This is a genomic window from uncultured Williamsia sp. (assembly GCF_947494875.1).
Taxonomy (GTDB): domain Bacteria; phylum Actinomycetota; class Actinomycetes; order Mycobacteriales; family Mycobacteriaceae; genus Williamsia_A.
Genome location: NZ_CANLWM010000006.1, coordinates 188,518 through 213,011, shown reverse-complemented (window position 1 = coordinate 213,011; position 24,494 = coordinate 188,518). Strand labels below are relative to the sequence as shown.

At 69.6% G+C, this 24,494-nt stretch carries 22 protein-coding genes; 8 read left to right on the top strand and 14 right to left on the bottom strand.

What is annotated here, in order from left to right:
* The first annotated feature begins 63 nt into the window (after positions 1-63).
* Entirely contained in the window at positions 64-858 is a 795-nt protein-coding gene (cysT, locus tag Q1A98_RS15330; protein WP_299575382.1) for a sulfate ABC transporter permease subunit CysT, read from the top strand.
* Positions 845-1,648, top strand: a complete 804-nt coding sequence (locus Q1A98_RS15325) for a sulfate ABC transporter permease subunit (RefSeq protein WP_299575104.1) — start codon at positions 845-847, stop codon at positions 1,646-1,648. The genes cysT and Q1A98_RS15325 overlap by 14 nt, the downstream gene beginning before the upstream one ends.
* Here Q1A98_RS15325 and Q1A98_RS15320 read toward each other — a convergent pair.
* Positions 1,645-2,451 carry an acyl-CoA thioesterase domain-containing protein gene (locus tag Q1A98_RS15320; protein WP_299575102.1) on the bottom strand — a complete coding sequence of 269 codons (807 nt, stop codon included), beginning with the start codon at positions 2,449-2,451 and terminating at the stop codon, positions 1,645-1,647. The two genes, Q1A98_RS15325 and Q1A98_RS15320, sit on opposite strands and share 4 nt — an antisense overlap.
* Positions 2,448-3,728, bottom strand: a complete 1,281-nt coding sequence (locus Q1A98_RS15315) for a solute carrier family 23 protein (protein ID WP_299575380.1) — start codon at positions 3,726-3,728, stop codon at positions 2,448-2,450. The genes Q1A98_RS15320 and Q1A98_RS15315 overlap by 4 nt, the downstream gene beginning before the upstream one ends.
* Before the next feature lie 235 nt (positions 3,729-3,963).
* On the opposite strand from Q1A98_RS15315, the gene Q1A98_RS15310 reads away from it, so the two are divergent.
* Positions 3,964-4,380: a nitroreductase/quinone reductase family protein gene (locus Q1A98_RS15310; protein WP_299575100.1), complete on the top strand. Its 417-nt coding sequence runs from the start codon at positions 3,964-3,966 to the stop codon at positions 4,378-4,380.
* Between the two features lie 6 nt (positions 4,381-4,386).
* Here the strand turns inward: Q1A98_RS15310 and Q1A98_RS15305 are convergent, their stop codons facing one another.
* From Q1A98_RS15305 to Q1A98_RS15290, 4 genes are all read right to left on the bottom strand, one after another.
* Entirely contained in the window at positions 4,387-5,370 is a 984-nt protein-coding gene (locus Q1A98_RS15305) for an NAD-dependent epimerase/dehydratase family protein (protein ID WP_299575098.1), read from the bottom strand.
* A 96-nt stretch (positions 5,371-5,466) separates the two neighbouring features.
* Positions 5,467-6,885, bottom strand: coding sequence for a carotenoid oxygenase family protein (locus Q1A98_RS15300; protein ID WP_299575097.1), 1,419 nt, complete (start codon positions 6,883-6,885; stop codon positions 5,467-5,469).
* Positions 6,882-7,505, bottom strand: a complete 624-nt coding sequence (locus Q1A98_RS15295; RefSeq protein WP_299575096.1) for a hypothetical protein — start codon at positions 7,503-7,505, stop codon at positions 6,882-6,884. Before Q1A98_RS15295 ends, Q1A98_RS15300 begins: the two co-directional genes overlap by 4 nt.
* Positions 7,506-7,752: 247 nt before the next feature.
* On the bottom strand, positions 7,753-8,628 hold the full coding sequence (locus Q1A98_RS15290; protein ID WP_299575094.1) for a ParA family protein: 876 nt from the start codon (positions 8,626-8,628) through the stop codon (positions 7,753-7,755).
* A gap of 332 nt (positions 8,629-8,960) precedes the next feature.
* On the opposite strand from Q1A98_RS15290, the gene Q1A98_RS15285 reads away from it, so the two are divergent.
* A complete protein-coding gene (locus Q1A98_RS15285) occupies positions 8,961-10,421 on the top strand; it encodes an Ig-like domain-containing protein (RefSeq protein ID WP_299575093.1) in 1,461 nt (486 codons plus the stop codon).
* A 15-nt stretch (positions 10,422-10,436) separates the two neighbouring features.
* Here the strand turns inward: Q1A98_RS15285 and Q1A98_RS15280 are convergent, their stop codons facing one another.
* Positions 10,437-12,347, bottom strand: a complete 1,911-nt coding sequence (locus tag Q1A98_RS15280; protein ID WP_299575379.1) for an ABC transporter ATP-binding protein — start codon at positions 12,345-12,347, stop codon at positions 10,437-10,439.
* Positions 12,348-12,364: 17 nt separating this feature from the next.
* Positions 12,365-14,098, bottom strand: coding sequence for an ABC transporter ATP-binding protein (locus Q1A98_RS15275; protein WP_299575091.1), 1,734 nt, complete (start codon positions 14,096-14,098; stop codon positions 12,365-12,367).
* A gap of 160 nt (positions 14,099-14,258) precedes the next feature.
* On the opposite strand from Q1A98_RS15275, the gene Q1A98_RS15270 reads away from it, so the two are divergent.
* Complete coding sequence (locus Q1A98_RS15270; protein ID WP_299575090.1) at positions 14,259-14,846, top strand: lysozyme; 588 nt, start codon at positions 14,259-14,261, stop codon at positions 14,844-14,846.
* Between the two features lie 119 nt (positions 14,847-14,965).
* Here Q1A98_RS15270 and Q1A98_RS15265 read toward each other — a convergent pair whose 3' ends face one another.
* Both Q1A98_RS15265 and Q1A98_RS15260 read right to left on the bottom strand, forming a co-directional pair.
* Positions 14,966-16,444 carry a carboxyl transferase domain-containing protein gene (locus Q1A98_RS15265; RefSeq protein WP_299575088.1) on the bottom strand — a complete coding sequence of 493 codons (1,479 nt, stop codon included), beginning with the start codon at positions 16,442-16,444 and terminating at the stop codon, positions 14,966-14,968.
* 21 nt (positions 16,445-16,465) lie between these two features.
* Positions 16,466-18,145: a hypothetical protein gene (locus Q1A98_RS15260; RefSeq protein ID WP_299575087.1), complete on the bottom strand. Its 1,680-nt coding sequence runs from the start codon at positions 18,143-18,145 to the stop codon at positions 16,466-16,468.
* A 184-nt stretch (positions 18,146-18,329) separates the two neighbouring features.
* Here Q1A98_RS15260 and Q1A98_RS15255 point away from each other — a divergent pair, with 184 nt between their 5' ends.
* Positions 18,330-18,716 carry a (2Fe-2S) ferredoxin domain-containing protein gene (locus Q1A98_RS15255; RefSeq protein ID WP_299575086.1) on the top strand — a complete coding sequence of 129 codons (387 nt, stop codon included), beginning with the start codon at positions 18,330-18,332 and terminating at the stop codon, positions 18,714-18,716.
* A 10-nt stretch (positions 18,717-18,726) separates the two neighbouring features.
* Here Q1A98_RS15255 and Q1A98_RS15250 read toward each other — a convergent pair whose 3' ends face one another.
* The gene (locus Q1A98_RS15250) at positions 18,727-19,458 is read right to left on the bottom strand and encodes an enoyl-CoA hydratase (protein ID WP_299575085.1); all 732 of its coding nucleotides are present in this window, start codon (positions 19,456-19,458) and stop codon (positions 18,727-18,729) included.
* A gap of 5 nt (positions 19,459-19,463) precedes the next feature.
* On the bottom strand, positions 19,464-19,946 hold the full coding sequence (locus Q1A98_RS15245) for a GNAT family protein (protein WP_299575083.1): 483 nt from the start codon (positions 19,944-19,946) through the stop codon (positions 19,464-19,466).
* 106 nt (positions 19,947-20,052) lie between these two features.
* Between Q1A98_RS15245 and Q1A98_RS15240 the strand changes: the two genes are divergently transcribed.
* Entirely contained in the window at positions 20,053-21,546 is a 1,494-nt protein-coding gene (locus tag Q1A98_RS15240; RefSeq protein WP_299575081.1) for an HNH endonuclease signature motif containing protein, read from the top strand.
* Between the two features lie 10 nt (positions 21,547-21,556).
* Positions 21,557-22,675, top strand: a complete 1,119-nt coding sequence (locus tag Q1A98_RS15235) for an NAD(P)-binding domain-containing protein (protein ID WP_299575080.1) — start codon at positions 21,557-21,559, stop codon at positions 22,673-22,675.
* On the opposite strand, the gene Q1A98_RS15230 is transcribed toward Q1A98_RS15235, so the two are convergent.
* Both Q1A98_RS15230 and Q1A98_RS15225 read right to left on the bottom strand, forming a co-directional pair.
* Positions 22,668-23,840, bottom strand: coding sequence for an acetyl-CoA C-acyltransferase (locus tag Q1A98_RS15230; RefSeq protein ID WP_299575079.1), 1,173 nt, complete (start codon positions 23,838-23,840; stop codon positions 22,668-22,670). The two genes, Q1A98_RS15235 and Q1A98_RS15230, sit on opposite strands and share 8 nt — an antisense overlap.
* Positions 23,841-23,965: 125 nt before the next feature.
* Positions 23,966-24,445 carry a helix-turn-helix domain-containing protein gene (locus tag Q1A98_RS15225; RefSeq protein WP_299575378.1) on the bottom strand — a complete coding sequence of 160 codons (480 nt, stop codon included), beginning with the start codon at positions 24,443-24,445 and terminating at the stop codon, positions 23,966-23,968.
* Positions 24,446-24,494 lie beyond the last annotated feature (49 nt).

Below are 24,494 nucleotides of genomic sequence, written 5' to 3'. Positions count from 1 at the left end.
GCGGTCCCCGCCTCGCTCGTCGCGCCGCCCACGCCCCCGCCGGGGCGTGGGCGGCGCGCCGGCGTGGGCACCGCGCTCGGCATCGGTGCGGGCACGCTCTGGCTCAGCCTCATCGTGCTCATCCCGATCGCCGCCATCGTCGCCCGGTCGGTCGACGGCGGGTGGTCGGCGTTCGTCGACGCCGTCTCCTCCGACGCCGCGGTCGCCGCGTTCGAGGTCACCGTCGGCACATCGGTCGTGGTGACGATCATCAACTCCGTCGTCGGCGTACAGATCGCGTGGGTGCTCACGCGGGACTCGTTCCCCGGCAAGCGGATCGTCGACGCCCTCATCGATCTCCCGTTCGCCCTGCCGACGATCGTCGCGAGCATCGTGCTGTTGTCGCTGTACGGCCCCGACAGTCCGGTCGGGATCCACGTCCAGCAGACGAAGATCGGACTGGGCATCGCGCTGCTGTTCGTCACCCTGCCGTTCGTGGTGCGGACGGTGCAGCCGGTCATCCTCGAACTCGACCGGGAGGCGGAGCAGGCGGCCGCCACCCTCGGCGCACGGACGGCGACGACGCTGCGGCGCGTCGTGTTCCCTGCTCTGGCACCGGCGTTGCTGTCGGGCGCGGGGCTGGCCTTCTCCCGCGCGATCGGCGAGTTCGGGTCCGTCGTGCTCATCGGCGGTGGCATCCCCAAGCAGACAGAGGTCTCGTCGCAGTACATTCGCGCACTGATCGAGCAGGACAGCCCGCAGGCCGCGGCCGCGGTGTCCGTCGTGCTGCTGGCGATCTCGTTCCTCGTCCTGCTGGTGCTGCGCGTGACCGCGGACCGGCTCTCCCGGAAGGAGACCCCGACCCGTGCAGCACGGTAGGACCGCCCGCTACGCGAACCGGGCGTTCACGCTCGTCTACCTCACGATCCTGCTGCTGGTGCCGCTCGGATTGATCCTCTACCGGACGTTCTCGCCCGGCGTGGGCGCCTTCATCGACTCGATGTCGTCGCCGGCGGCGATCTCGGCGATCAACCTGTCACTGCTCATCGTGGCGATCGTGGTGCCGCTCAACGTCGTCTTCGGCGTGGTGATCGCCCTCGCGTTGGCGCGCGGACGCTGGCGCGGCCGCGCCATCGTGCAGGCGATCGTCGACCTGCCGTTCGCGATCTCGCCGGTGATCGTCGGCGTCTCGCTGATCCTGGTGTGGGGTGTCGACGGCTGGTTCGGCTTCCTCGCCGACTGGGGGATCCAGATCATCTTCGCCGTTCCCGGCATGGTCCTCGCCACCGTCTTCGTGACGCTGCCGTTCGTCGTCCGCGAGGTGGAACCGGTCCTGCGGGAGATCGGCGTCGAGCAGGAGGAGGCCGCGGCGACACTCGGCGCGTCGGCGTGGCAGACGTTCCTGCGGATCACGCTGCCCGCCATCCGCTGGGGGCTGGGGTACGGCGTGATCCTCACCGTCGCACGCAGTCTCGGCGAGTTCGGCGCGGTCATCATGGTGTCGTCGAACCAGCCGGGCGTCTCGCAGTCGTTGACGCTGCTGGTGTACGGGCGCCACCAGCAGGGCAACGAATACGGCGCGTACACGGCGTCGACGATGCTGATGCTCATCGCGATCGTCGCGTTGGTGTTCATGACCGTCCTCGCCCGTCGCAAGGACGCGTCCTAGGTCGAGTCGGGGTGCTTGTTCGCGATCGCGGTGACCATCCCCGAGCCGATGACGCCGCTCAGATCGGCGAGCGTCGACGTGCCGACGGCGATCCCGTCGTGGTCGGTGTGGGACATCGCCTGGATCCCGACCCAGTCACCGACCGGGAGGCGGGTGAGGGCGATGGTGAGATCCCCGTTGATGTAGCCGACCCAGGTGGTGCCGACGTTGGTCACCAGACTGGTCCACTCGCCGACCATCATCGCCCGCGCGTACGGGCCGGGGTCGCGGCCGACGGTGACCTGCGGCGGGTTCCACCACGCGGTGAACCGGTCCGCGTTCGCGTGATCGACGACCCCGGTGGTCCAGCCTGCGGAATCGGAGTGGTACCAGGTGGTCGCGTCCTCCGACCCCGGGACGACCGCGGGTGGGGTCGCGAGCGCCGGAGGCGTGGGGACGGTCAGATCGGGTCGCCACCGCTCGCCGGGCGCGTTCTCGGTACGGCGGTACTGGACCCATGTGGCGGTCGCGACGAGATGGTCGCCCTGGACGGCGTCGGCGCGACAGACGACGATCCGCCGACCTGTCCGGATCACTTCGGTGTGCATCGTGGTCGGCGCGGTGCGGAACGGGCGGAGGAGTTCGATGGTCAGGCGACCGGGCGTGAAGCCCTCGACAGCGCGCTCGTCGTCGAGGACCTGGGCGAACAATCCCACCACCGCGGGGCCGGCCACCTGGTCGGGACCCCATCCGCTGAGCGAGTTCTGGGTGCCGCGGTAGCGCGGCTCGCTCCCACCGGTGTCGACGTCGAAGAAGTGGATCACGAACTCACGTTCTCACGCGGCGACTCGACGACGGTCCCCCGCCACCCCCCGATGACGCGCATCGCGTGGTAGATCACCAGCGCGGCGACCGCGCCCAGGGCGATGCCGCCGAACGCGAGGTCGCCGATCGTCCAGGCGAAGTCGGCGATGCCGATGACCAACGGGATGGCCGCGGTGAACTGGTTGATCGGCCGGGTGAAGTCGACGCGGGCCGACACCCAGATGTTCACGCCGAGCACCGCGACGAGACCGTAGAGCGCGGTGGTGACGCCGCCGAGCACGCCCGCGGGGATCGACGCGATCACCGCGCCGACCTTGGGTGAGAGCCCCAGCAGCACGGCGCCCACGCCCGCGACCCAGTAGGCGGCCGTCGAGTAGACCCGCGTGGCGGCCATCACCCCGATGTTCTCGGCGTAGGTGGTGGTGGCCGAACCGCCACCGGACCCGGCGATGACGGTGGCCAGGCCGTCCGCGGCGAGTGCCCGTCCGATCTGCTTGTCGTGGTCGACGCCGGTCATCGTCGTGATGGACCGGACGTGCCCGATGTTCTCGACGACGAGCACGAGCACCACCGGGATGAACAGCGGCAGCACCGAGAGGTGGAACGACGGCGCGGTGAAGTCCGGCAGGCCCACCCACGACGCGTCACCGATGCCGCCGGTCTCGACCTTCCCGCGGGCGAGCGCGATGAGGTAGCCGACGATGACGCTCACGACGATCGCGAGGCGGCCGAAGAGTCCGCGGAAGAAGATCAGCACCGCGACCAGCAGCACGAGCACGATCGTGGCGGTGACCGCGTCCTTCGTGAAGTTGGTCTTCGCGGTGGGCGCCAGGTTGAGGCCGATGATCGCGACGATGGTGCCGGTGACGATCGGCGGCATCAGCGCCTCGATCCAGCCCGTCCCCGCGAGCTGCACGATCAGCCCGATCACCACGAGCAACACGCCCACGGCGACGAGTCCGCCGAGGGCCGAGCTCTGCCCGTGCGACGCCGACGCGGCGGTGACGGGCGCGATGATCGCGAAACTCGACCCGAGGTAGCTCGGCAGCCGGTTCCGGGTGACGAGCAGGAACAGGATCGTGCCGATGCCCGAGAACAGCAGCGTCGTCGCCGGCGGGAATCCGGTGAGGACGGGCACGAGGAACGTCGCCCCGAACATCGCGACGATGTGCTGCAGACCGATCCCGACGGTGCGGGGCCAGCTGAGGCGGTCCCCGGGGGCGACCACACCACCGTCGGCGAGGTCGTCGGCGCCGACCCGACGCCACCGGAACATGTCGGTGACCGCGGGTTCGACGACGGGCGGCGGCGTGGCGGGGCTCGACGGGGCGGCGGGGCTCTGCGGCATGACGGACAGTCTGACGGACGGTTCCGTCGGGCTCATCCCGAGCGGGTCACCACCATCCGGCGCGATCCGCGAGCATCCGGATGAACGAGATCGGGCGGGGAACGTGACGCGACACCGGCGCGAACGGCCACCTCGACCCCGTCGTCAGGAGCAAGATCAGCCCATGAGCGATTTCAACGCCACCATCATCGACGAGTTCCGCAGCAACGACGGCCACGTGGAGACGGCGGGCTTCGGCGACAACCTGCTGATACTGCACACCGTCGGCGCGAAGTCCGGGAAGGTCCGGGAGGTGCCGCTGTTCGCCCTGCCCGACGGCGACGCGTGGCTGGTGGTCGGGTCGGCGGCCGGGTCTCCCAAGGACCCCGCGTGGGTGCACAACCTGCGCGCCCACCCGCGGATCGACGTGGAGAAGCCGGGCGACGGGGGTGTGGAGACGGTGTCGGTAGCGGTGACCGAGATCGGCGACGACGAGTGGGCGCAGACCTGGGATCGATTCACCACGGCGTCGTCGGGCTTCAAGGAGTACGAGAAGACCGCCGAGGGGCGTCGGTTCCCGATCTTCCGTCTGACCCCCTGACCGGGGTCAGACGCGGGACGCCGCCAGTTCGTCGAGTGTCTCCCGCGCGGAGTGCTTCGGCGTCCACCCCAACTCGTCGCGGGCACGGGCGGTGTCCATGACGACCGACGTCCGGCCGATGTGGATCCATTCGGCGAACGACGGCAGGAACGGCATCCGCTTTACCACCTCGGCGGCGGCCTTCACCCCGATGGCGGGGAACGGCACCGGTTGCCCGCCGAGCGTCTCGACGATCTCACCGAGGCTGACCGTGCCGTCACCGGCGATGTTGTAGGCGCCCGGCGGCGCCTCGGCGACCGCGCAGATCGCGATCGCCTCGGCGACGTCGTCGTGGTGGACCAGTTGCACCGGCACGCCGTGGTCGGGGAACGGCATCTTCAGCCCCGGGACGGCGTTGAGCAGCAATTTTGCCGGTCCGGGGAGCATGTTCCACGGCATGGACTCGGCCAGTGCCGGCGACTTCGGACCGGCGACGATGCACGGCCGCAGGGTGTAGACCTCGAGGTCGGTGCCCTCGACGAGATCCGCGATCGCCAGTTCACACTCGGCCTTCTGCGCCGAGTAGTAGTGCTCGTCCGACCCGCGGATGGGGGTCTCCTCGGTGAGCGGTAGCGGGTTCTCGTCGTGGTAGCCGTACGCCGCGACCGACGACGTGTAGACGATGCGGGTCGGTCGCTCGGCGGCGATCGTCGCCTCGAAGACGGTCGTGGTGCCGGCGAGATTCACCCGCGCGGCCTCGTCGCGCGAACCCAGGACGATGAACGCGAGGTGCACCACGACGTCGGCGTCGCGCACCAGCCCGTCGACGGCCTCGCGGTCGAGGATGTCGCCCTGTCGGTACTCGGTCTTCGTCCACCCGTGCTCGGAGGGGTCGAACGGGCGGCGGGCCATCCCGATGATCCGCTCCACCCGGTCGTCGGCCTCGAGCGCTGTCACGGCGGAGATCCCGATCTCGCCGGTGGGTCCTGTGATGGCCACCGTCACACCCACTCTGCGCTCCTCATGTCCGACGTCATCGGACGATCGTCGCACGGCGACGTCACGGTCTCGGGGGTTTCCGCGTGACGAAATCGCCACGATCGCGTATCACCCTCGCGCGGCGTCCATCCCGACATCGGGCAGCCACGCGCCGTGCAGTCCGGCCGGGACCCGTTGCGGCAGTGCGATGCTGGCGATCGGCCCTCCTCCCGGGTCGGCCACGGCGACAAGATGGAACGCCGACGTCAGATCCGTTGGGTCGGTGGCGATCACACCCCAGAGGTCGCCGTCGTCGTGCGGGATGTACACCGGTTCCCCCATCGACAGCCCTGGGTCCCACTCGGTCTCCGTACCGGTGTGCAGATCGTGGAACAGCAGCGTGTCCGTCGGATCGGGCCCGCGCCCCAGGCCGACGGTCGCCACGTGACGGTGCTCCGTCGTGAGCGACCTGTCGTCCACACGCGGGAACTCCATCGACCGGTCCGCGACGACGGTCCGGTCGACGCGGCCCGCGGGATCGAGACGCGCACGGACGAGGCGGCCGGCGTTGGGTGTGGACACCGCGGCGAGGCCGCCGGGATACCGCCACTCGACGTAGTCGACCACGACCTCACCCGAGGGTTCGTCGTAGGCATTGGCGACGTGCCACACCCAGAACGCCTCGTCGCTCAGCCATCGCACCGGGCCACCGTCCCGCGGGACGAGTGCGATGCGGGTGCCGGACTCGGGCCGCCAGTCCAGCAGCGACCCGCCGGTCATCACGGCGGCGATGTCGAAGACCAGCGGGCACGCGAACAGCACGATGTATCGGCTGGTCAGCGCCATGTCGTGGATCATCAACGGCTCGGCGAGACCATCGATCGGAGTGGGCTCGCGGGTGGCGCGTCCGTCGGGCGCGACGGTCGACCACGTGAGGAACGGCGCCTCCAGCGCGTAGGTGAACAGCACCATCTCGCCGGTGGCCGGATCGATCTTCGGGTGGGCGGTGCTGCCGACGGCCATCGCGCCGTCGCACGGGTCACGCCCGAGGGTGGCGAGATCGCCCGGGTCGAGTCGGTAGGGCTGGTCCCCCTCGGCCATCGCGAGCAGACGCCCACCGTGCCGAACGATGTTGATGTCCGGGAGGTGTCGCATCGTGCCGGCGAGGTCGGCCCCCACCTCAGCCGCCGACGGCGTGTACCCGTCGGTGATGCCCGACCAGATCGCGTGGCCCGCCGCCTCCTCGGCCACCACCATCGGGGTCCGGACGAATCGGTTGGTGTAGCGCGCGGACCCGTCGGCGAGCTCGATGCGATGCACCATCGCGTCCCCGTCGAGCGGATAGAGGTAGCTGCCGATCGGGTCGAACCGGGGGTTGGGCCCGTTGCGCAGGTAGGTGCCGCGCAGCCCGCGAGGGATCTCCCCCGCCACCGCCAGTCCCGCGACGTCGATCTCGGTGCGCTGGGGTTCGAAGACCCCGCGCAGGTGGACGTGCCGGGCGAGGTCCACCGGCGCGGGACGCGGCGGAACCCCCGCGGGTGCCGTCATGCGACGGTGCGGTCGGGCAGGTTCGCCGTGACCCTGTCGGGGTAGCTGCCGGTGAACTTGATGGCCCCGACGAGCAGCACGATGGGGATGACCCATTGCGTCCAGTCGTTGGTCGACGGCGCCCAGATGGCGATGAGCCCGCAGATCGCGCTGATGACGAAGACGACGCCCCACATGAGGGTGAGCACACGGTTGATCTTCTTGAAGACCGGCGTGTTCCACACCTCGCGCGGGGTGTCCTGGCGGGCGTACTGCTCGGTGAACGGCACGAACGCCAACGAGCCGAGCGCGATGACCGCGAGGACACCGGTGGAGATGGGGTTGGAGTACCGGTCGAGCCAGTCGCCGTCGCGGGCGTTCAGGGCGATCCCGGCGATCACGAGGGCGACGAAGAACGCGATGGTGCCCATGTCGAGGATCTTCGGCGAGCGTCGCGCGACGTCGGGGATGAGCAGGATCAGCGCGATGACGAGTGCCGCGATCGCGCCGTGCAGCCAGGTGCTCGGCCCGGAGGCGATGATCCAGAACGCGATCCACGGCGCGAAGCCGACGACGGGGTTGTTGGTGATCCGGGACAGGCGCGCTGCGCCGGACTGGGCGGACGGGCTGGTGGCGGTCATGGCGACCTTTCCCCGGCCAACCGACGGGCCCCGATCATGAGGACGGCGAATCGGTTGCCGGACAGACGATGTGACTGACGCGAGTCAGTCGTCGTGGTGTCGCGGCGCCGTGGCCTCCACGCCGTCACCCGTGTCGCGCTTCCCGATTCCTTCTCGCATGATGCTGACGTACCGGCTCGTGATCGTGAAGATACTTCTCGCCGCGCAGATCGCGGCGCGTTTCGCGCGATCGCGCACGCGCGAGTGGTCACCGTCGCCGCGATACCCCGCTGAGCTTGGCGTCGATCTCGACGAGGACCGTCCGGGCGAGTTCGCGGAACTGCTCGAACTGGCCGCGCGCGCCGTACCGCGCCCGTAACGAGGGCCAGACATCGAAGCGGGCCGCAGCGGCGATGGCGTTGGACTCGCCGAGGTAGCCCGGCAGAACGTGGGCGATGGTCGGATCCCGGCGTAGGCGCATCACCGTCTCGCGGTGCACCGAGGCGTTCGCACGGTACTTGCTCACCACCACCCCCAGTTCGACGATCGGGCGCCCGAGCTCCGCGGCGAACCGCGCGATCTGGGTCTGCACCTGTCCGATCCCGTATGTGGACAACACATCGGGGATCGTCGGCACCAGGTAACCGTGCGACATCGCCAGGCCGTTCAGCGTCATCGGACCCATCGACGGCGGGCAGTCGAGCAGCACGATGTCGTAGTCGCCGAGGACGGGCGCGAGCGCGTCGCCCAGGATCCCGACGGCGGCCAGGGTGTCGTCGCGGCGCACCCGCAGCGCACTGAGCTCCTCGGCCAGCTCGATGAGGTCGAGCGACGACGGCATCAGGTCGACGCCGGTGACACCGGACACCGTCGACACGTCACGCTGCAGCGCGTCGGCCAGGCGGAATGTGCTGGTCCCGTCGACGGCGTCGGCGAACAGCGCCGCGAGCGTCGCGCCGCGGCTGTTGAGCCCCATCCACCGATCCGGCCCGATCATCACCGCGGTCAGGTTCATCTGGCTGTCGAGGTCGACGAGCAGCACCCGCCGTCCGAACTCGCCCGCGAGGAACTCACCGAGGCCGGCGGTCACGGTGGTCTTCCCGACCCCGCCTTTGAGGTTCAGCGTCGCGATGACGGCGGGCACCGGACGAGCCTAAGAGACCTGTCCAGAGGTCCACTACAGCAAACTCGGAGTTGGTTACCTACTGAACTTTTTACGTCGGCGAAATGTTCTCCCCCACAACGACATAGGACTTCTCACCGATTCTGAATCCTGTGCGGAATCTGAGTGAATTCTGTGTCAGGATGAGACCTGACAGATGAACGACGCGGTTCGCTCACCTGACGTGTTCGAGTCGGAAGGCGAGCCCCATGCACGACGAGGTGGTCACTGTCGGTGACCTGGTCCCCTCACGCACCAAACCGACAACATATGCCCTGGTCAGCGCGTCTGTGGTGGCACCGTCTCGTGTGGTCGTGGCGCCGATCCGCCCCCGCTGGGGTGGCCTGCGCCGCCACCGCGCGCCCGTGCCGACGGCACGTCGTGCGCCGGGCGACGGTGGTGTGCACGGGCGCATCACGACCGCCCCGGAGGCACACGACACGTTGACGGTCACCTCGCCGCCCCATCGCGGCACGGTCACCGTCTCCGCCGACGGCACCTTCTCGTACCTTCCCCGCACCGCCGAACGGCTCCGTGCGTCCGCCCGGGTGCCCGTCACCGACACCTTCCGGTCCGCCGTCGCCGACGACCGTGGTCGGCAGACCGCCGTCGCGATCGCGCCGGTCGTCGCCGCGGCCGGCCATCCCTGGCCGGTCGCCTACACGGCGAACTCGATGGGGTCGACGGACGTCGCGGTCGACGAGCACCCGTGCGGTCTGACCCTGTCGGCCGACGGCACCCGCCTCTACACGGTCAGCGCCACCGCCGCGAGCGTCGTCGCGATCGACACCGAGACCATGACCGTCGTCGGCACCGTCGCCCTCATCGGTCGACCCTCCGACCTCGCCCTCGACCGCTCCACCGGGCGTCTCTACGTGACACTGCCCGAACTGAATCTCGTCGAGGTCGTCGACGTCGCCGCCCTCGAGGTCGTCGACGCCATCGGCCTGCCGAGTCCCCGTGCGATCGCCGCCGTCGACGGCCGCGCGGTGGTCGTCGCCACCGACACCGGTGACCTCGTCACCGTCGACGTGACCGACCACGCGATCCTGGCCCGCATCAGCGGGTGCGGACGGCCCCGCGCGCTCGTCCTCACCGCCGACTCCCGCACGGCGCTCGTGCTCGACGAGTCGGCCACCGACGCCCTCCTGCACGTGGTGCGCTCGCCGCTGCACGACCCGCGGAGGAACGGCACGTTCCGCGCCGACGGCTTCGTGTTCGACGTCGTCGTCTCCCCCGACGGGACTCGCGCGCACTTCGTCGAAGACGGCACCCGCTCGTTGATGACGGTCGATCTCTCGTCCATGGCCGTCGTCGCGACCACCCCGCTGGAGACGTTCCACACCGGTGTCGCGGTCACGCCCGACGGTCGGTGGGTCCTCGTCGCCGCCGCCTTCGACGACTGCGTGCGCATCGTCGACACCGAGACCGGCGCGGTGACCTCGGCCGCCGTCACCGGCGAGTTCGCCCGACATGTCCTCGCCGGACCCGACGGCCGCGGCTATGTCACGACGGCCGCGGGTATCACCGCCGTCGGGGGTCCGCTCTACGGGACGATCGTCGCCGACGACGCGAACCCCTGTCGGTTCACGCTCGCGGCGGCGCCGTCGCGGGGAACGGTCACCGTGTCCGAGAGCGGCAACTTCGTGTACGTGCCGGCGGCACCCCTCGTCGACGGGGACTCGTTCACGGTGACCGTCGAGGACCGCCGCCACGCTGTGGTGCACGCGGTCATCCCGGTGATCGCCGGCCTGCCCGGCTCCGTCCACGCTTGAGCGGGGCGTCCCGGCTCAGCGCGCGGCGACGGTGGTGTCGAGGTCGTCGACGGGACCGGTGAACTGGCTGGTGTAGAGCCGGTGGTAGGCGCCCCGCGCATCCAGGAGCTCGTCGTGGGTGCCCTGTTCGACGATCCGCCCGGACTCCATGACGAGGATCAGGTCGGCGTCGCGCACGGTCGAGAGTCGGTGTGCGATCACGAAACTCGTGCGGTCGGCCCGGAGCGCGACCATCGCCTTCTGGATGAGCAGCTCGGTGCGGGTGTCGACGGAACTCGTCGCCTCGTCGAGGATGAGCAGTCGCGGCCGGGCGAGGAACGCCCGCGCGATGGTGATGAGCTGTTTCTCGCCGGCGCTGACGCCGCCGCCCTCCTCGTCGATGACGGTGTCGTACCCGTCGGGCAGGGTCGCGACCAGCCGGTCGACGTGGCCCGCCCGCGCAGCCTCGAGGACCGCCTCCCGGCTCGCGGTGGGGTCGCCGTAGGCGATGTTGTCCCAGATGGTGCCGCCGAACAGCCACGAGTCCTGCAGCACCATGCCGGTGCGCGCACGCAGGTCGGCCCGTGTCATCGTCCGCGTCTCCACGCCGTCGAGTTCGATGGACCCGGAGTGGATGTCGTAGAACCGCATGAGCAGGTTGACGACAGTGGTCTTGCCCGCGCCCGTCGGCCCGACGATCGCCACCATGTTCCCCGGCTGGGCGGCCAGCGACAGCTGGGTGATGAGCGGCTGGTCCTCGCGGTAGCGGAAGTCGACGTCCGTGAACGAGACCGCACCGCGGCCGTCGGCGCGCGGTGTGGCGGGCGACGCCGGGTCGGGGGTCTCGATCTCCTCGTCGAGGATGTCGAAGATGCGCTCGGCCGATGCGACACCGCTCTGCATCAGGTTGAACATCGACCCGATCTGCGTCAGCGGCTGGGTGAACTGACGCGAGTACTGCACGAAGGCCTGCACCTCGCCGAGACTCAACGACCCCGACGCGACGCGCAGCCCGCCCACGACGGCGATCGCGACGTAGTTGAGGTTCCCGAGGAACATGATCGCGGGCATGATGATCCCGCTGATGAACTGGGCTTTCCAGCTCGCGGCGTAGAGGGTCTCGTTGCGCTCGTCGAAGCGCTGCTGCACCTCCTCGCGGCGACCGAACAGCGTGATGACCTCGTGGCCGGTGAAGGCCTCCTCCACCTGTGCGTTGAGCCGACCGGTGTTCTTCCACTGCGCCAGGAAGTGCGGCTTGGACCGCTTGGCGACCAGCGCCGTCGCGAGGACCGCGAGCGGCACGGTGGCCAGGGCGATCAGCGACAGCAGCGGCGAGATGACGACCATGACGACCAGCACCGCGACCACCGTCAGCACGGAGTTCAGCAGCTGTGAGATGGTCTGCTGCATCGACTGCGCGAGGTTGTCGATGTCGTTGGTGACGCGGGAGAGCAGTTCCCCGCGCGGCGTGCGGTCGAAGTACGCCAGCGGCAGTCGGTGGATCTTGTCCTCGACGTCGGCGCGGAGTTCCCGGACCGTCTGCTGCACGGTCACGTTGAGCAGCAGGCCCATCGCCCACGCCAGGATCGCCGAGACCACGTACAGGGCGAGCACGAGGGTCAGCGTGCGGCCGAGCGCGCTGAAGTCGACGCCGACGCCGGGGGTCAGATCGGTCGAGGCGACGAGGTCGGCGAAGGTGCTCTGACCACGCTCGCGCAGGCCCTCGACCGCCTGCGCCTTCGTGATCCCCGACGGCAGCTGCGCCCCGATGACGCCCGCGAAGATGATGTCGGTGGCGTGACCGAGGATCCGCGGCGAGATCGCGCTGAGGACAACCGATCCGACGGTGCACGCGACGACGACCACCAGCGACATCCGGCGACGCGCGAGGAGCGTGAGGAGGCGCCGCACGGACGGCCGGAACGACCGCGCCTTCTCCCCCGGCATCCCACCGGCCGGGCTGCTCACCGCGTTCCCTGCGCCGCGAGTTGGGAGTCGACGATCTCGGCGTAGGTGGGGCACCCCGCGAGCAGTTCGTCGTGGGTGCCGATGCCGACGATGCGACCGTGTTCGAGGACGACGATCTGGTCGGCGTCGACGACCGTCGAGACGCGCTGGGCGACGACGATCACGCAGGCGTCCCGGGTGACCGGCTTCAGCGCGGCACGCACGCGGGCGTCGGTGGCGAGGTCGAGCGCGGAGAACGAGTCGTCGAAGAGCAGGATCGACGGCCGGCGGATGACGGCGCGGGCGATCGCGAGGCGTTGCCGCTGCCCGCCGGAGACCGTGGTGCCGCCCTGGGCGACGGCGGTGTCGAGGCCGTCGGGCATCTCGCGGACGAAGCCGTCGGCCTGGGCGATGCGCAGCGCCTCCCAGATCTCGTCGTCGGTGGCGTCGGCCTTGCCGTACCGCAGGTTCGACGCGATGGTCCCGGAGAACAGGTACGGCTTCTGAGGGACGACGCCGATCGCGGCGCGCAGGACCTCGGGGTCGAGGTCGCGGACGTCGGTGCCGCCGACGAACACCGCCCCGGCGGTGACGTCGATGAGCCGCGGGATGAGGGAGAGCATCGTCGTCTTGCCCGCGCCGGTGGACCCGACGATGGCCGTCGTCGTGCCTGGGCGGGCGGTCAGGGTGAGGTCGCAGAGGACGGGGGCGTCGGCGCCGGGGTAGCGGAACTGCGCGTCACGGAACTCGACGTGGCCGGGGTCGCCGGCGAAGCGGACCGGGGCAGCGGCGGGGACGACGGAGCTGTCGGTGGCGAGGACCTCGGTGATGCGCTCGGCGCAGACCGACGCGCGCGGCGCCATCATCGCGAGGAACGACGCCATCATCACCGACATCAGGATCTGCATGACGTAGCTGATCATCGCGGTGAGTGCGCCGATCTCGACGGCGCCGTCGGAGATTCGGTAGCCGCCGACCCACACGATCGCGACCATCGTCACGTTGGTGATGAGCAGGACCGTCGGGAACATGAGCGCGACGAGCCGACCGACCCGGAGTGACGCCGAGGTGAGGTCGTCGTTGGCGTCGGCGAAGCGGCGGCGCTCGTGGTCCTCGCGGACGAACGCCCGCACGACCCGGATACCCGTGATCTGTTCGCGCAGAACCCGGTTCACCGCGTCGATGCGGACCTGCATCGCCCGGAACTGCGGGATCATCCGCGCGATGATGAGCGCCATCGCGCCGCCGAGGACGGGGACCGCGACGACGAGCACCCAGGCCAGCGAGGCGCCGACGCGCACACCCATCACGATGCCGCCGATGCACATGATCGGTGCGGTGACGAGGATCGTCGCGGCCATCACGCCGAGCAGCTGCACCTGCTGGACGTCGTTGGTGGTGCGGGTGATGAGCGACGGCGCACCGAACGTGCCCACCTCGCGGGCCGAGAACGACCCGACGCGGCGCATGAGGTCGCGGCGCAGGTCGCGGCCGGCGCCCAGGGACGCCCGCGCCCCGAAGAAGCTCGACGCGACGCTGCCCACCACCTGGACGACGGAGAACAGCAGCATCCAGCCGCCCATGCGGAGGATGTAGTCGGTGTCCCCGCGGGCGATGCCGTTGTCGATGATGTCGGCGTTGAGCGTCGGGAGGTAGAGCATCGCGACCGTCGCGATGACCTGTACGACGACAACCGCCCCCAGTTCACGGCGGTAGGGGGCGAGGTAGGTCCGCAGGAGGCGGATCAGCACGATCGCGTCTCCGGCGTCGGGACAGGTGGAGGCGGCACCTCCAGAACGCTACAGCTCGGGACCGACGCCCGCTTCTCCCTTTTCCCGCCGCGAGAGCCGTTCGGACCGGGACCTTCGGGTGGTGCCGCGCCGCCGGGCGGGAGATGTGACCATATGCGGCATGCACACGTCTCGACCCACCCTCCGCGCCCGTGTCCTGGGCGTCGTCCTCGCCGGTGCCGCAGCCGCCACGGTCTGCACCGCGGCACCCGCCTCCGCCGACACCGTCTACGGGGAGTTCACCGTCGGCGGACGCATCGAGGAGGCGTTCGACGCCACCGGCGGCGTCGACAAGTGGGGCAACCCGGTCACGCCTGAGCGCGTCGCGCTTCGCAACGGTCGCTTCCAGGTGTTCGAGAAGAACGTCTCGTTCTACTGGAACGGCGGCGTCGACAGCGGGAAGGCCCACTTCGTCGGCGGGGCCATCCGCACCAAGTGGGGCGCTCTCGGCTTCGAGCGCAAGGCCCTCGGTTACCCGATCAGCGACGAGAAGGACGTTCCGGGCCGCGGCAAGCGCCAGGACTTCCAGGGCGGGAACGTCTACTGGTCGTCGTCGGCGGGAGCCCACCAGGTGTGGGGCAGGATCCTGGGCCGCTGGGCGTCGATGGGTGGTTCGACCGGGTACTACGGCATGCCGCAGACCGACGAGTACCGCGTCGGCAACCGGTTCGCGCAGGACTTCGCAGGCGGCACGATCTTCTGGCCCTGAGCCCTCCCGCCCTGATCGTCAGCGGCCCCTGACGCCACCCGTCGACTGGGCGGTTCCGGACGATTCGTGACACCGCCCGCCCAACCGACTTCCGGTGACGCCCACTCGACGAGTGGGGATCAGCCGGCGAAGCGGGCGGCACGATCGGCTCGGCGACGATCGTCGGGAATCGTGCGAGCCTCGCCGATCGCCGCGACGATCGCGGCACCGATCGCCCGTGCGAAGCCCTCGGGGTCCCTGGCCGGGTCGGCGCCCTCGTCGACGACCGTGTCGACGAGACCGCGCGCGGCGAGCGCGGGCGCCTCGATCCCCTGACGGCGGGCCATCACGTCGGCGTGATCGGTGTCGCGGAAGACGATGAGACTCGCGCCCTCCGGCGGCAGCGGCGCGAGCCATGCGTGCGAGGCGGCCACGATCCGGTCGGCCGGGAGCAACGCCAACGCACCTCCCCCGGCGCCCTCCCCGAGCAGCACCGACACGGTGACGGTCGGTAGCGCGACGAGATCGGCCAGACACCGGGCGATCTCCCCGGCCAGACCACCCTCTTCCGCGGCGACCGACAGGTCGGCGCCCGGCGTGTCGATCATCGTCACCAGGGGGAGCCGGAGGTCGGCCGCGATCTGCATGCCCCGGCGGGCGATGCGCAGGGCGGCCGGCCCCAGTCGTGATCCCGGTCGTTGCTGCCGACGGTCCTGGGCCACGACGACCGCACCGACGCCACCTGTCCGAGCCAACACCACGATCACCCCGTGGTCGTTCTCACCCTCCCCGGTACCACTGAGGTCGACGAGGTCGGACGACATCCGCGACAACACCTCTCGCGCACCGGGCCGGTCACCACGACGAGATGCGACGACCGCGTCCCACGGGTCCACCGAGACCGCTTCCCGATCGACGCGTGCCGGGACCGCGACACCGTCGCCGCCGCTCGAGCGGGTGACCCTGAGCACCACCTCGACTATCACCGGGAGGTCGTCGACCGCGCTGACGATGTCGACGATCCCGTGCCGTCTGAGGTTCTCGGAACGCTGAACACCGTCGGGGAAGGGCTCACCGTAGAGGCCCTCGAAGACGCGAGGCCCCAGGAAGCCCACGAGCGCATCCGGTTCCGCGATCGTCACATGTCCCAGCGAGGCCCACGACGCGAACACGCCCCCGGTCGTCGGGTGGCGCAGGTACACGAGGTACGGCAGATGCGCGGCCTTGTGGTCGACCACCGCGGCCGTGATCGTCATTATCTGCAGGAAGGCGGGTGTCCCCTCCTGCATACGCGTGCCGCCGGAGGCGGGGAGGACCAGCACCGGCAGTCGCTCGGCTGTGGCGCGACGGATCGCGGTGGTCACCCGGAGTCCTGCGTCCCGGCCGATCGATCCGGCCAGGAACCCGAATTCGCTCACGACGACCGCGACCCGCCACCCCCGGAGTGACAGACGACCGGTGAGGACGGATTCGTCCTCACCGGTCGTCTGGCGAGCGCTGTTCAGATCGTCGGCGTACGCGACGTCGTCGGTTGCGACGACGACCGGGGTGTCCCAGCTCTCCCAGGTGCCGTCGTCGGCGAGGACGTCGATCACCTGGCGGGCGCTGCGTCGGGTCACCCGCCCATCATCGTCGAGCCGTCACTTCTGCGCGGGCAGGACGTGCTCTCCCGTCTTGTCGCAGGAGAGGGCGAGCGACGAGATGTACTGCTTCTCCCCGTTCGGACCCGGCTTCGCCGAGGCGATCATGTCCGGGCGCTCGAACTCGACACCGGTCACACAGCACAGCAGTTTGACGTCGGTGGGGTTGCCGTCCTCGTCCAGCATCGGGATGTCGATGCCGTCGTCGGTGCGCCGCAGGTAGTACTTGCCCTTGGTCGCCAGCGCGATGATCGGCGGGAGCACCAGCGCGAGGACGAGCGCGACGATCGGCGAGTACGGCTGGATCGCATCCCCGAAGACGTGGAAGTACACCAGGATCGACGCGCCGGCGGCGACGATCACCGAGACGAAGCCGACGGGGTTGACGTTGTAGAGCATCCCGCGTCGGAACTCGGGCTGCTTCGGCGACAGGTTGAGCAGGAACTTGTTGATCGCGATGTCCGAGGCGACGGCGACGATCCACGCGATGCCGCAGTTGGCGTAGAAGTTCAGCAGGTTGTTGAGGAAGCTGAACATGTCCGCCTCCATCAGCACGATCGCGATGGCGACGTTGAACACCAGGAACACGATGCGACCCGGGTAGGTCTTCGTGACGCGGGTGAAGCTGTTCGTCCACGCGAGTGAGCCGGAGTAGGCGTTGGTGACGTTGATCTTGATCTGGCTGATGACGACGAGGATCACGGCCAGGGTCAATGCGAGCCAGTGCGGCATGAAGTCGTCGTAGATGGCGAGGAACTGCTCGACCGGCTGGTTCGCGACGCCGGCCTGCGCCGAGAAGTTCAGGATCAGGTACACGGCGAGGAAGAGCCCGACGACCTGCTTGATCGCACCGAAGAACACCCAGCCCGGGCCGGCCGTGATGACGGCGGTCCACCACTTGCGGCGGTTCTCCGCGGTGCGCGGCGGCATGAAGCGGAGGTAGTCGATCTGCTCGGCGATCTGGGCGATCAGCGACAGGCAGACACCCGCGGCGAGCATGGTCCCGGCGAACGAGACACCCTGTCCGCCCTTGGCGTCGGTGCCGCCGCTGTAGGCGAGGAAGTCACCGATCGCGTCGGGGTGGCTGATGAGCAGGTACAGGAACGGCAGGACCATCATGACCAGCCACAGCGGGGTGGTCCACACCTGCAGCTTGGCCAGGGTGTTCATCCCGTAGATGACGAGCGGGATGATCAACACCGACGAGAGCAGATAGCCCAGCCAGAGTGGGATGTGCAGGCCGAGTTTGAGGCCCTGCGCCATGATCGAGCCCTCGAGGGCGAAGAAGATGAACGTGAACGACGCGAAGATCACGTTGGTGACGACCGAGCCGTAGTACCCGAAACCGCTTCCGCGCGTGATGAGGTCGAGGTCGATGTTGTACCGCGCCGCGTAGTAGGCCAGCGGATATCCGGTGAGGACGATGACCACGGCGAAGAAGAGGATGCCCCACAGCGCGTTCCCGGTGCCGTTGGCGATGCCGATGTTCGCGCCGATGGCGAAGTCGGCCAGGTAGGCGATACCGCCGAGCGCGGAGATCGCGACGACACCTGGCCCCCATTTGCGGTAGCTGCGGGGTGCGAACCGGAGGGTGTAGTCCTCCAGGGTCTCCCGGGTCGCGGCGGCCGCTGGTCCGGTCGCGAGGGTGGTGGTGTTCGGCGGTTCGGCCACGTCTGTCATGGATGCTCCTGTTCGCGCAGTGGGGATCTCGCCCGCTGCTGGGCAATAGCGCGAAAGTAGGGACGCCGTGTGTCGATCGCTGTGCACCCGTGTTTCCGGCAGGAAAACTCCCAGCGCTTAGCCTTGCGTAGCTTTGCCGGGTGCCGTAAAGCATTCTTCGACCGCTCTCGTACTGTGGACGACGATGAGCAACAAGGTGCCGACCGTGACCGTCTGTCGCGGATGCTGCTGCGGTACCCGCAAGAAGCACCCCGACGTCGATCACGACGCCCAGCTCGACGAGCTCCGGCGATCGGTGCAGGACGCCGCGCGGGTCCGCACCAGCGATTGCCTCGACGACTGCAAGCGATCCAACGTCATGGTGGTGTCGCCGTCCCGCGCCGGACGCGCCGAGGGCGGCCGACCGGTGTGGCTGCAGAAGGTGCTGACGGTCTCGGCGATGCAGGACATCGGCGAGTGGCTGCACGCCGGCGGTCCCGGGGCGGCGATCCCGCCGCCCGCCGTCGAGCGGCTGGTCTACCGGCCCGGGTCGTCGACGAAGGGCACCAAGAAAAAGAAGAAGAAGGGCTGACGGCGCCCCGTCAGCGTCCGCGGAACCTCGGTGCGCGCCTCTCGGTCCGCGCCGTCCGCCCCTCGACGAGATCCTCGCTCTCCCACGCCCGCATCATCGCGGCCTGTCGATCCTCGGGCGCAGCGTCCCGCGCGCCGTCACCGGTGAAGACCGCCTTGTAGTGCGCGAGCGTCAGAGGCGCGAGGGCGGCGATCGTCGCAGCCCACTCCTGCGCGGCAGCGAGGTCACCCAGACGGTTGGCGAAACCCGTTGCCAGCGCGTGATCTGCGGTGAGGGGATCGCACCCGATGAGCATCCCGCGCGCAGTTCCGGCCCCCACCAGGGATATCAGGCGACGGATGGTCCACTCGTCCACGGCGACACCGATCTTGGCAGCCGGGATGCCCGCCGTGGCACCGGGCGCCATCACCCGGAGATCGGCGATCATCGCGAGTTGCAGGCCTGCGCCGAGCGCGCTCCCGTTGAGCGCAGCGATCACCGGCACCTGCACCGCCTCCAGGCGGGTGAGCGTGGCGACCAGCGATGCGAGGAATTCCGGGTCGTAGACGGGACCCGAGAGGTCGGCGCCCGCACAGAAGACGTCGCCGGCGCCCGTCAGGACGATGGCGCGCGCACCCGCCGACACCGCGTCGTCGAACGCCGCTCCGAGGTCCGCGACCATCGCATGGTCGAGCGCGTTGCGCTTCTCCGGGCGGTTCAGCTGGATGGTCGTGACGGAGCCCTCCGTCGAGCTGACGATCATGGGCGTCACACTAACGGCGGCCCGTCGACGTCGAAGCGATACCCGACGGCGCCTGCGCTGTCGCGTTCCCGATACGGCGTGAAGCCGATGGCCGCGTAGAAGGCGAGCGCAGCACGATTGTCGACGCCGATCGTCGCGTCGACGTGTCGCAGGCCGACTGTCTCCGCCGCCGCGCGGGTGACGACGAACAGCCGGCGCCCGATGCCACCCCGGCCTGCATCCGGGTCGATGTGGGTGCCGATGATCCCCCAACCGACGGCGACGTCGTAGGGGTTGTCCACCCACGCCCGTTTCAGGGATTGAAATCCGACGACCCGCTGCCCCTCGACCGCCACCGTGCACGCGATCGAGTGCTCGTGCTCGAGGTAGCGTCCGCGGATCTCGTCGACGTCGACCGGGCTCGATCGCAGCCCGGCGCGATGGATCGCGTTCTGCACCTCTGCCATCGCCTCTGCGTCCGTGAGCACGGCCGGCCGGAGTTCGATCACGGGGCGAATGTAGCCGCCGCCGTGAGGATTCCACTGTTCAGACTACAGCATTGTTCGAACATACGTTCTAGTATGGACGTACAGCTGCGGGTCGGGGAGGTGCATTGTGAGCGACGGTCTGGTCGCCGCGTACGACGCGCTCGAATCGTTGGTCGACGAAATCGCGCTCGCCTCCTCGAATGCGTGCTCCGAGGTGGAGGTTGCCGAGTTGGCAATCACCCATGAACGGATCGTGCGAAAGCTCGGTTCGATTGGTCTGCAGCGCATCCTGGATGTCAGTGACCGCGAGGCATACCGGGCGGTGCAGTGTACGAAGCTCGACGAGTTCGTCGGTCAGCGGCTGCGTATCGCGAACCCACGCAAGCGGTTGCGGCAGGTGACCGAGCTGACTGCGATGCATTCGATGACCGGGGAGAAGTTGCCGCCGCGCTGCCCGGAGACCGCGGATGCGTTCGCTGGTGGCGACCTCACCCACGAGCATGTCGATGCGGTGCTGGACGTACTGGCCAAGGTGCCCACGGCGACACCACCGGAGGTGCGGGATCTCGCCGAGGAGCAACTCGCCGAGATCGCGCGGCATCATTCGCCGCGGGACATCACCCGGGCGGGCGCCAGGATTCTGCAGCACCTCGACCCTGATGGTGACCTCCCCGATGAGCGCGACCGAGCCCGGAATCGCAGCGTGTCGCTGGGTTCGCAGGACACGCTGGGCATGTCGAAACTGATGGGCACCCTGGATCCGACGACGCGGGCACTGTTCGAGGTGCTCCTCGCGTCGTGGGCGAAACCGGGGATGAACAATCCCGACGACGACGAGTCGCCACGCAGCGGTGCCGACGACGACAGCGTCGATCAGGAGGCGCTGCGCGAGGCCGCACAGCGCGATTGCCGCACCCAGACCCAACGCAACCACGACGCGTTCCACGCACTGCTCAAGGCAGCGGCTGATGGTGGGTTGTACGGCGCGTCGCATCGCGGACTGCCGCCGCACATCGTCGTCTCGATCACCGAAGCCCAGTTGCGCGACCGGGCCGGGATCGGACACACCACCACCGGCACCGACCTGCCCATGTCCGAGATCGTGAAGCTCGCGGCGCAGGCGCAGATGTACCTCTCGGTGTTCGACGACCACACCGGCGAGCCGCTGTATTTCGGGCGCGCGAAGCGGCTGGCGTCGGAGTCGCAGAGGTTCGTCACCTTCGCCGAATACGGCGGCTGCTCCAAGCCGGGCTGCCCGCGCCCGTTCTCCCACACCGAGGCCCACCACGCCGAACAAGACTGGGCCACCGGTGGGCACACCGACATCACCGACCTCGCACCGGCGTGCGGCCCGCACAACCGGGCCGTCCACGACGGGCCCGGCGGCTGGCAGACCGTCAAGATCACCGACGGGCCCGACCGCGGCAAATACGGATGGATCGCCAACGGCACCACCGACCCACCGCGCACCAACCACCTCCACCGGCCCGACCGCATCCTCAACGACACCGCACCACCCGACCCCGACTGGTCTGTCGCCGAGCACCGTCTGAACCTCGTTCTCGCGGAGAGCACGCGGCGACGTGCCGACATCCGGTGGTGGCCGGACAGCGCTGCGTAGAGTGCCGTCCGTGACCACCGACGAGTACGACTGCGTCGTCATCGGCGGCGGACAGGCCGGGTTGTCGGCGGCATACTTCCTGCAGCGGTTCGGCCTCGGCGACCGGTTCGTCGTCCTCGACCACAGCCCCGCCTCCGGCGGCGCGTGGCAGTTCCGCTGGCCGACGCTCACCCTCGCCGGCGCGAACCGCGTGCACGACCTCCCCGGCTGGGGCCTCACCGAGGCGCTCGGTGTGGACTGCGATGCTTGGCCCGCGTCCACCGCCGTCGCCGACTACTACGGCCGCTACGAGCGCCGCTTCGACCTGCCCATCCGACGGCCGGTGCACGTCCGCGCCGTCCGCCACGACGGACCCGACCACTTCACCATCGCCGCCGTGTCCGCCGACGGTCCGTGCACCATGCGGACGAAGGCTGTCGTCAACGCCACCGGAACCTGGGACAGACCGTTCATCCCGCACGTACCGGGCATCGACACGTTCGCCGGTCGCCAGCTGCACACCCACGACTACGCCAGTCCCCACGACTTCGACGGCGAGCGCGTCCTCGTCGTCGGGGCGGGCATCTCAGCGGTGCAGTTGCTCATCGAGATCGCCCGTACGGCCGACGACGTCACCACGTTCTGGTGCAGCCGCCGCGAGCCCGTCTTCTCCGACGGGCCGTTCACCCCCGCGGAGGGCCGCGAGGCGGTCGCCCGCGTGGAGCGTCGGGTGCGCGCCGGACTGCCGCCGACGTCCGTCGTGTCGGTGACCGGACTCCGGCGCACCCCGGCGATCGCGGCCGCCGAGGCCGACGGGATCCTCACCTGGATGCCGATCTTCGACGAGATCACCCCAGAGGGTGTGCGCTGGCGCGACGGCTCCCGCCCCGACCTGCCGCTGGACACGATCTTCTGGAACACCGGGTTCCGCAGCGCGCTCGACCACCTCGCACCGCTCCGGCTGCGCGGCCCCGGAGGCGGCATCACGATGACCGGCCGGTTGGCCACCGTCGTCGCCGACGACCCTCGCGTGCAGCTGCTCGGGTACGGGCCGTCTGCGTCGACCATCGGCGCCAACCGCGCCGGCCGTGAGGCCGCCCGCGTCGTCGCCGACCTCCTCGACGACGACGCAGCGGCGACGGTCAGCTGATCCGCTCGTAGATCGTGGCGTTCGCCAGTCCGCCTGCTTCACACATCGTCTGCAGCAGGTAGCGCCCACCGCGCTGCTCGAGCGCCGAGAGTCCGGTCGTCGCCAGACGTGCGCCGCTGGCCCCCAACGGGTGGCCGAGAGCGATCGCCCCGCCGTGCACGTTGACCCGATCCAGGTCGACACCCAGCTCCCTCTGCCATGCGAGGACCACCGGCGCGAACGCCTCGTTCACCTCGAACACGTCGATGTCCGACAGCGACAGACCGCTGCGCGCGAGCACTTTTCGCGTCGCGGGCATGATCGCGGTCAACATCAACAGCGGGTCGTCGCCGACCACCGATGCGGTGTGGACACGAGCACGCGGCCGCAGCCCCAGACGCGCGGCGGCCTCCTCGCTGGTCACCAGGAGCGCGGCCGAACCGTCGCTGATCTGGCTCGCGCCGGCCGCCGTGATCCGCCAGTCGATCTCGGGGAATCGCCGCGCGATCGCCTCGTCGTAGTAGGCGGGCCGCAGACCGGCCAGCTGCTCCAGGGTGCTCCCGGTGCGGATCCCCTCGTCCGCGGCGAGTCCTGCCAGCGGCGCCAGTTCTCCGTCGAACAGTCCGTTCTTCGTCGCGGTCGCGGCCAACTCGTGCGAGCGCAACGAGAACTCGTCGATCGCCGTACGGGAGATGTCGTAGCGCGCGGCGATCAGCTCCGCAGAGATCCCCTGACCTACGAGCCCCTCGGGGTACCGATCCTCGAACGCCTGCCCGTTCAGGTTCTCGGTGCCGAACGCCGCCGATCCCATCGGAACCCGCGACATCGACTCGACACCGGCCGCGACCACCACATCGGCGGCACCCGACGCGACCGCCTGCGCGGCGAACGCGATCGCCTGCTGCCCACTCCCGCACTGGCGGTCGACGCTGACCCCGGGAACCGACTCCGGATACCCGGCCGCCAACAGACCGCGTCGGGCGATGTTGACGCTCTGCTCCCCGCTCTGGGTGACGACGCCGGTGATGACGTCGTCGATCTCGGCGGGGTCGATGCCGGTGCGGTCGACGATCGCGCGCAGGCTGTGCGCGAGCAGGTCGACGGGGTGCACGTCGTGCAGAGCCCCGGAGGCCTTGCCCTTCCCGATCGGAGTGCGGACCGCGTCGACGATGACGGCTGTGGCCATGACGTCCCTCTTCCCCAGATCACCCAGACATTCTGGATCATGTTATCGTTACCCAGCCAGTAGACGCCGATCGGCTGACCAACGCAAGCATTATCCAGCCGATGTGACGGGACAGACAGAAATGCTCAACGACGGGAGCCCGGACCCGGTTCGACCAGGATCGCGTCGGCGGGGATGGCGTCGTCGGCGTCATCGGTGGTCACCACCGCTCGCACTGCACGCCCGGAGGCGATCTCGGTGTAGGACAGCGGCCCCCGACCGTCCCGCAGGTGCGCGTCACCCCACTGGGCGAGCGCGATGAGCAGCGGCAGCAGCTCCTCCCCCGCCGGCGTCAGGACGTACTCGGTCCTCGTCCGCGCCCCGGGCTCGCGGTAGGGCGAACCGGCGACGACGCCGGCGTCCTCGAGTCGCTTCAGCGCCCGGGACACCGCCGGGGCGGACATCCCGACACGGTCGACGAAGTCGTCGAACCGTGTGGTGCCGTAGAAGCACTCGCGGATCACCAGGAACGCCGCCCGGGTGTTCAGCACGTCCAGAACGGCTGCGATGGAACATCTCTCGGTGCTCCATCGGCTCCGGTCGGCCAGCGCCGGGCCGAAGGTCATCGGCGCCGGACGGCCGTCGCCGTCCGGCTCTGGGGTGCCACTCATGCTT

Bases quoted from the DNA above. Each gene is read 5' to 3' on its own strand.
- Q1A98_RS15315 (WP_299575380.1), bottom strand. From the start codon at position 3,728: ATGTTCCGGTGGCGTCGGGTCGGCGCCGACGACCTCGCCGACGGTGGT.
- Q1A98_RS15310 (WP_299575100.1), top strand. From the start codon at position 3,964: ATGAGCGATTTCAACGCCACCATCATCGACGAGTTCCGCAGCAACGAC.
- Q1A98_RS15300 (WP_299575097.1), bottom strand. From the start codon at position 6,885: ATGACGGCACCCGCGGGGGTTCCGCCGCGTCCCGCGCCGGTGGACCTC.
- Q1A98_RS15295 (WP_299575096.1), bottom strand. From the start codon at position 7,505: ATGACCGCCACCAGCCCGTCCGCCCAGTCCGGCGCAGCGCGCCTGTCC.
- Q1A98_RS15280 (WP_299575379.1), bottom strand. From the start codon at position 12,347: ATGCCGGGGGAGAAGGCGCGGTCGTTCCGGCCGTCCGTGCGGCGCCTC.
- Q1A98_RS15270 (WP_299575090.1), top strand. From the start codon at position 14,259: ATGCACACGTCTCGACCCACCCTCCGCGCCCGTGTCCTGGGCGTCGTC.
- Q1A98_RS15260 (WP_299575087.1), bottom strand. From the start codon at position 18,145: ATGACAGACGTGGCCGAACCGCCGAACACCACCACCCTCGCGACCGGA.
- Q1A98_RS15255 (WP_299575086.1), top strand. From the start codon at position 18,330: ATGAGCAACAAGGTGCCGACCGTGACCGTCTGTCGCGGATGCTGCTGC.
- Q1A98_RS15250 (WP_299575085.1), bottom strand. From the start codon at position 19,458: ATGATCGTCAGCTCGACGGAGGGCTCCGTCACGACCATCCAGCTGAAC.
- Q1A98_RS15230 (WP_299575079.1), bottom strand. From the start codon at position 23,840: ATGGCCACAGCCGTCATCGTCGACGCGGTCCGCACTCCGATCGGGAAG.
- Q1A98_RS15225 (WP_299575378.1), bottom strand. From the start codon at position 24,445: ATGACCTTCGGCCCGGCGCTGGCCGACCGGAGCCGATGGAGCACCGAG.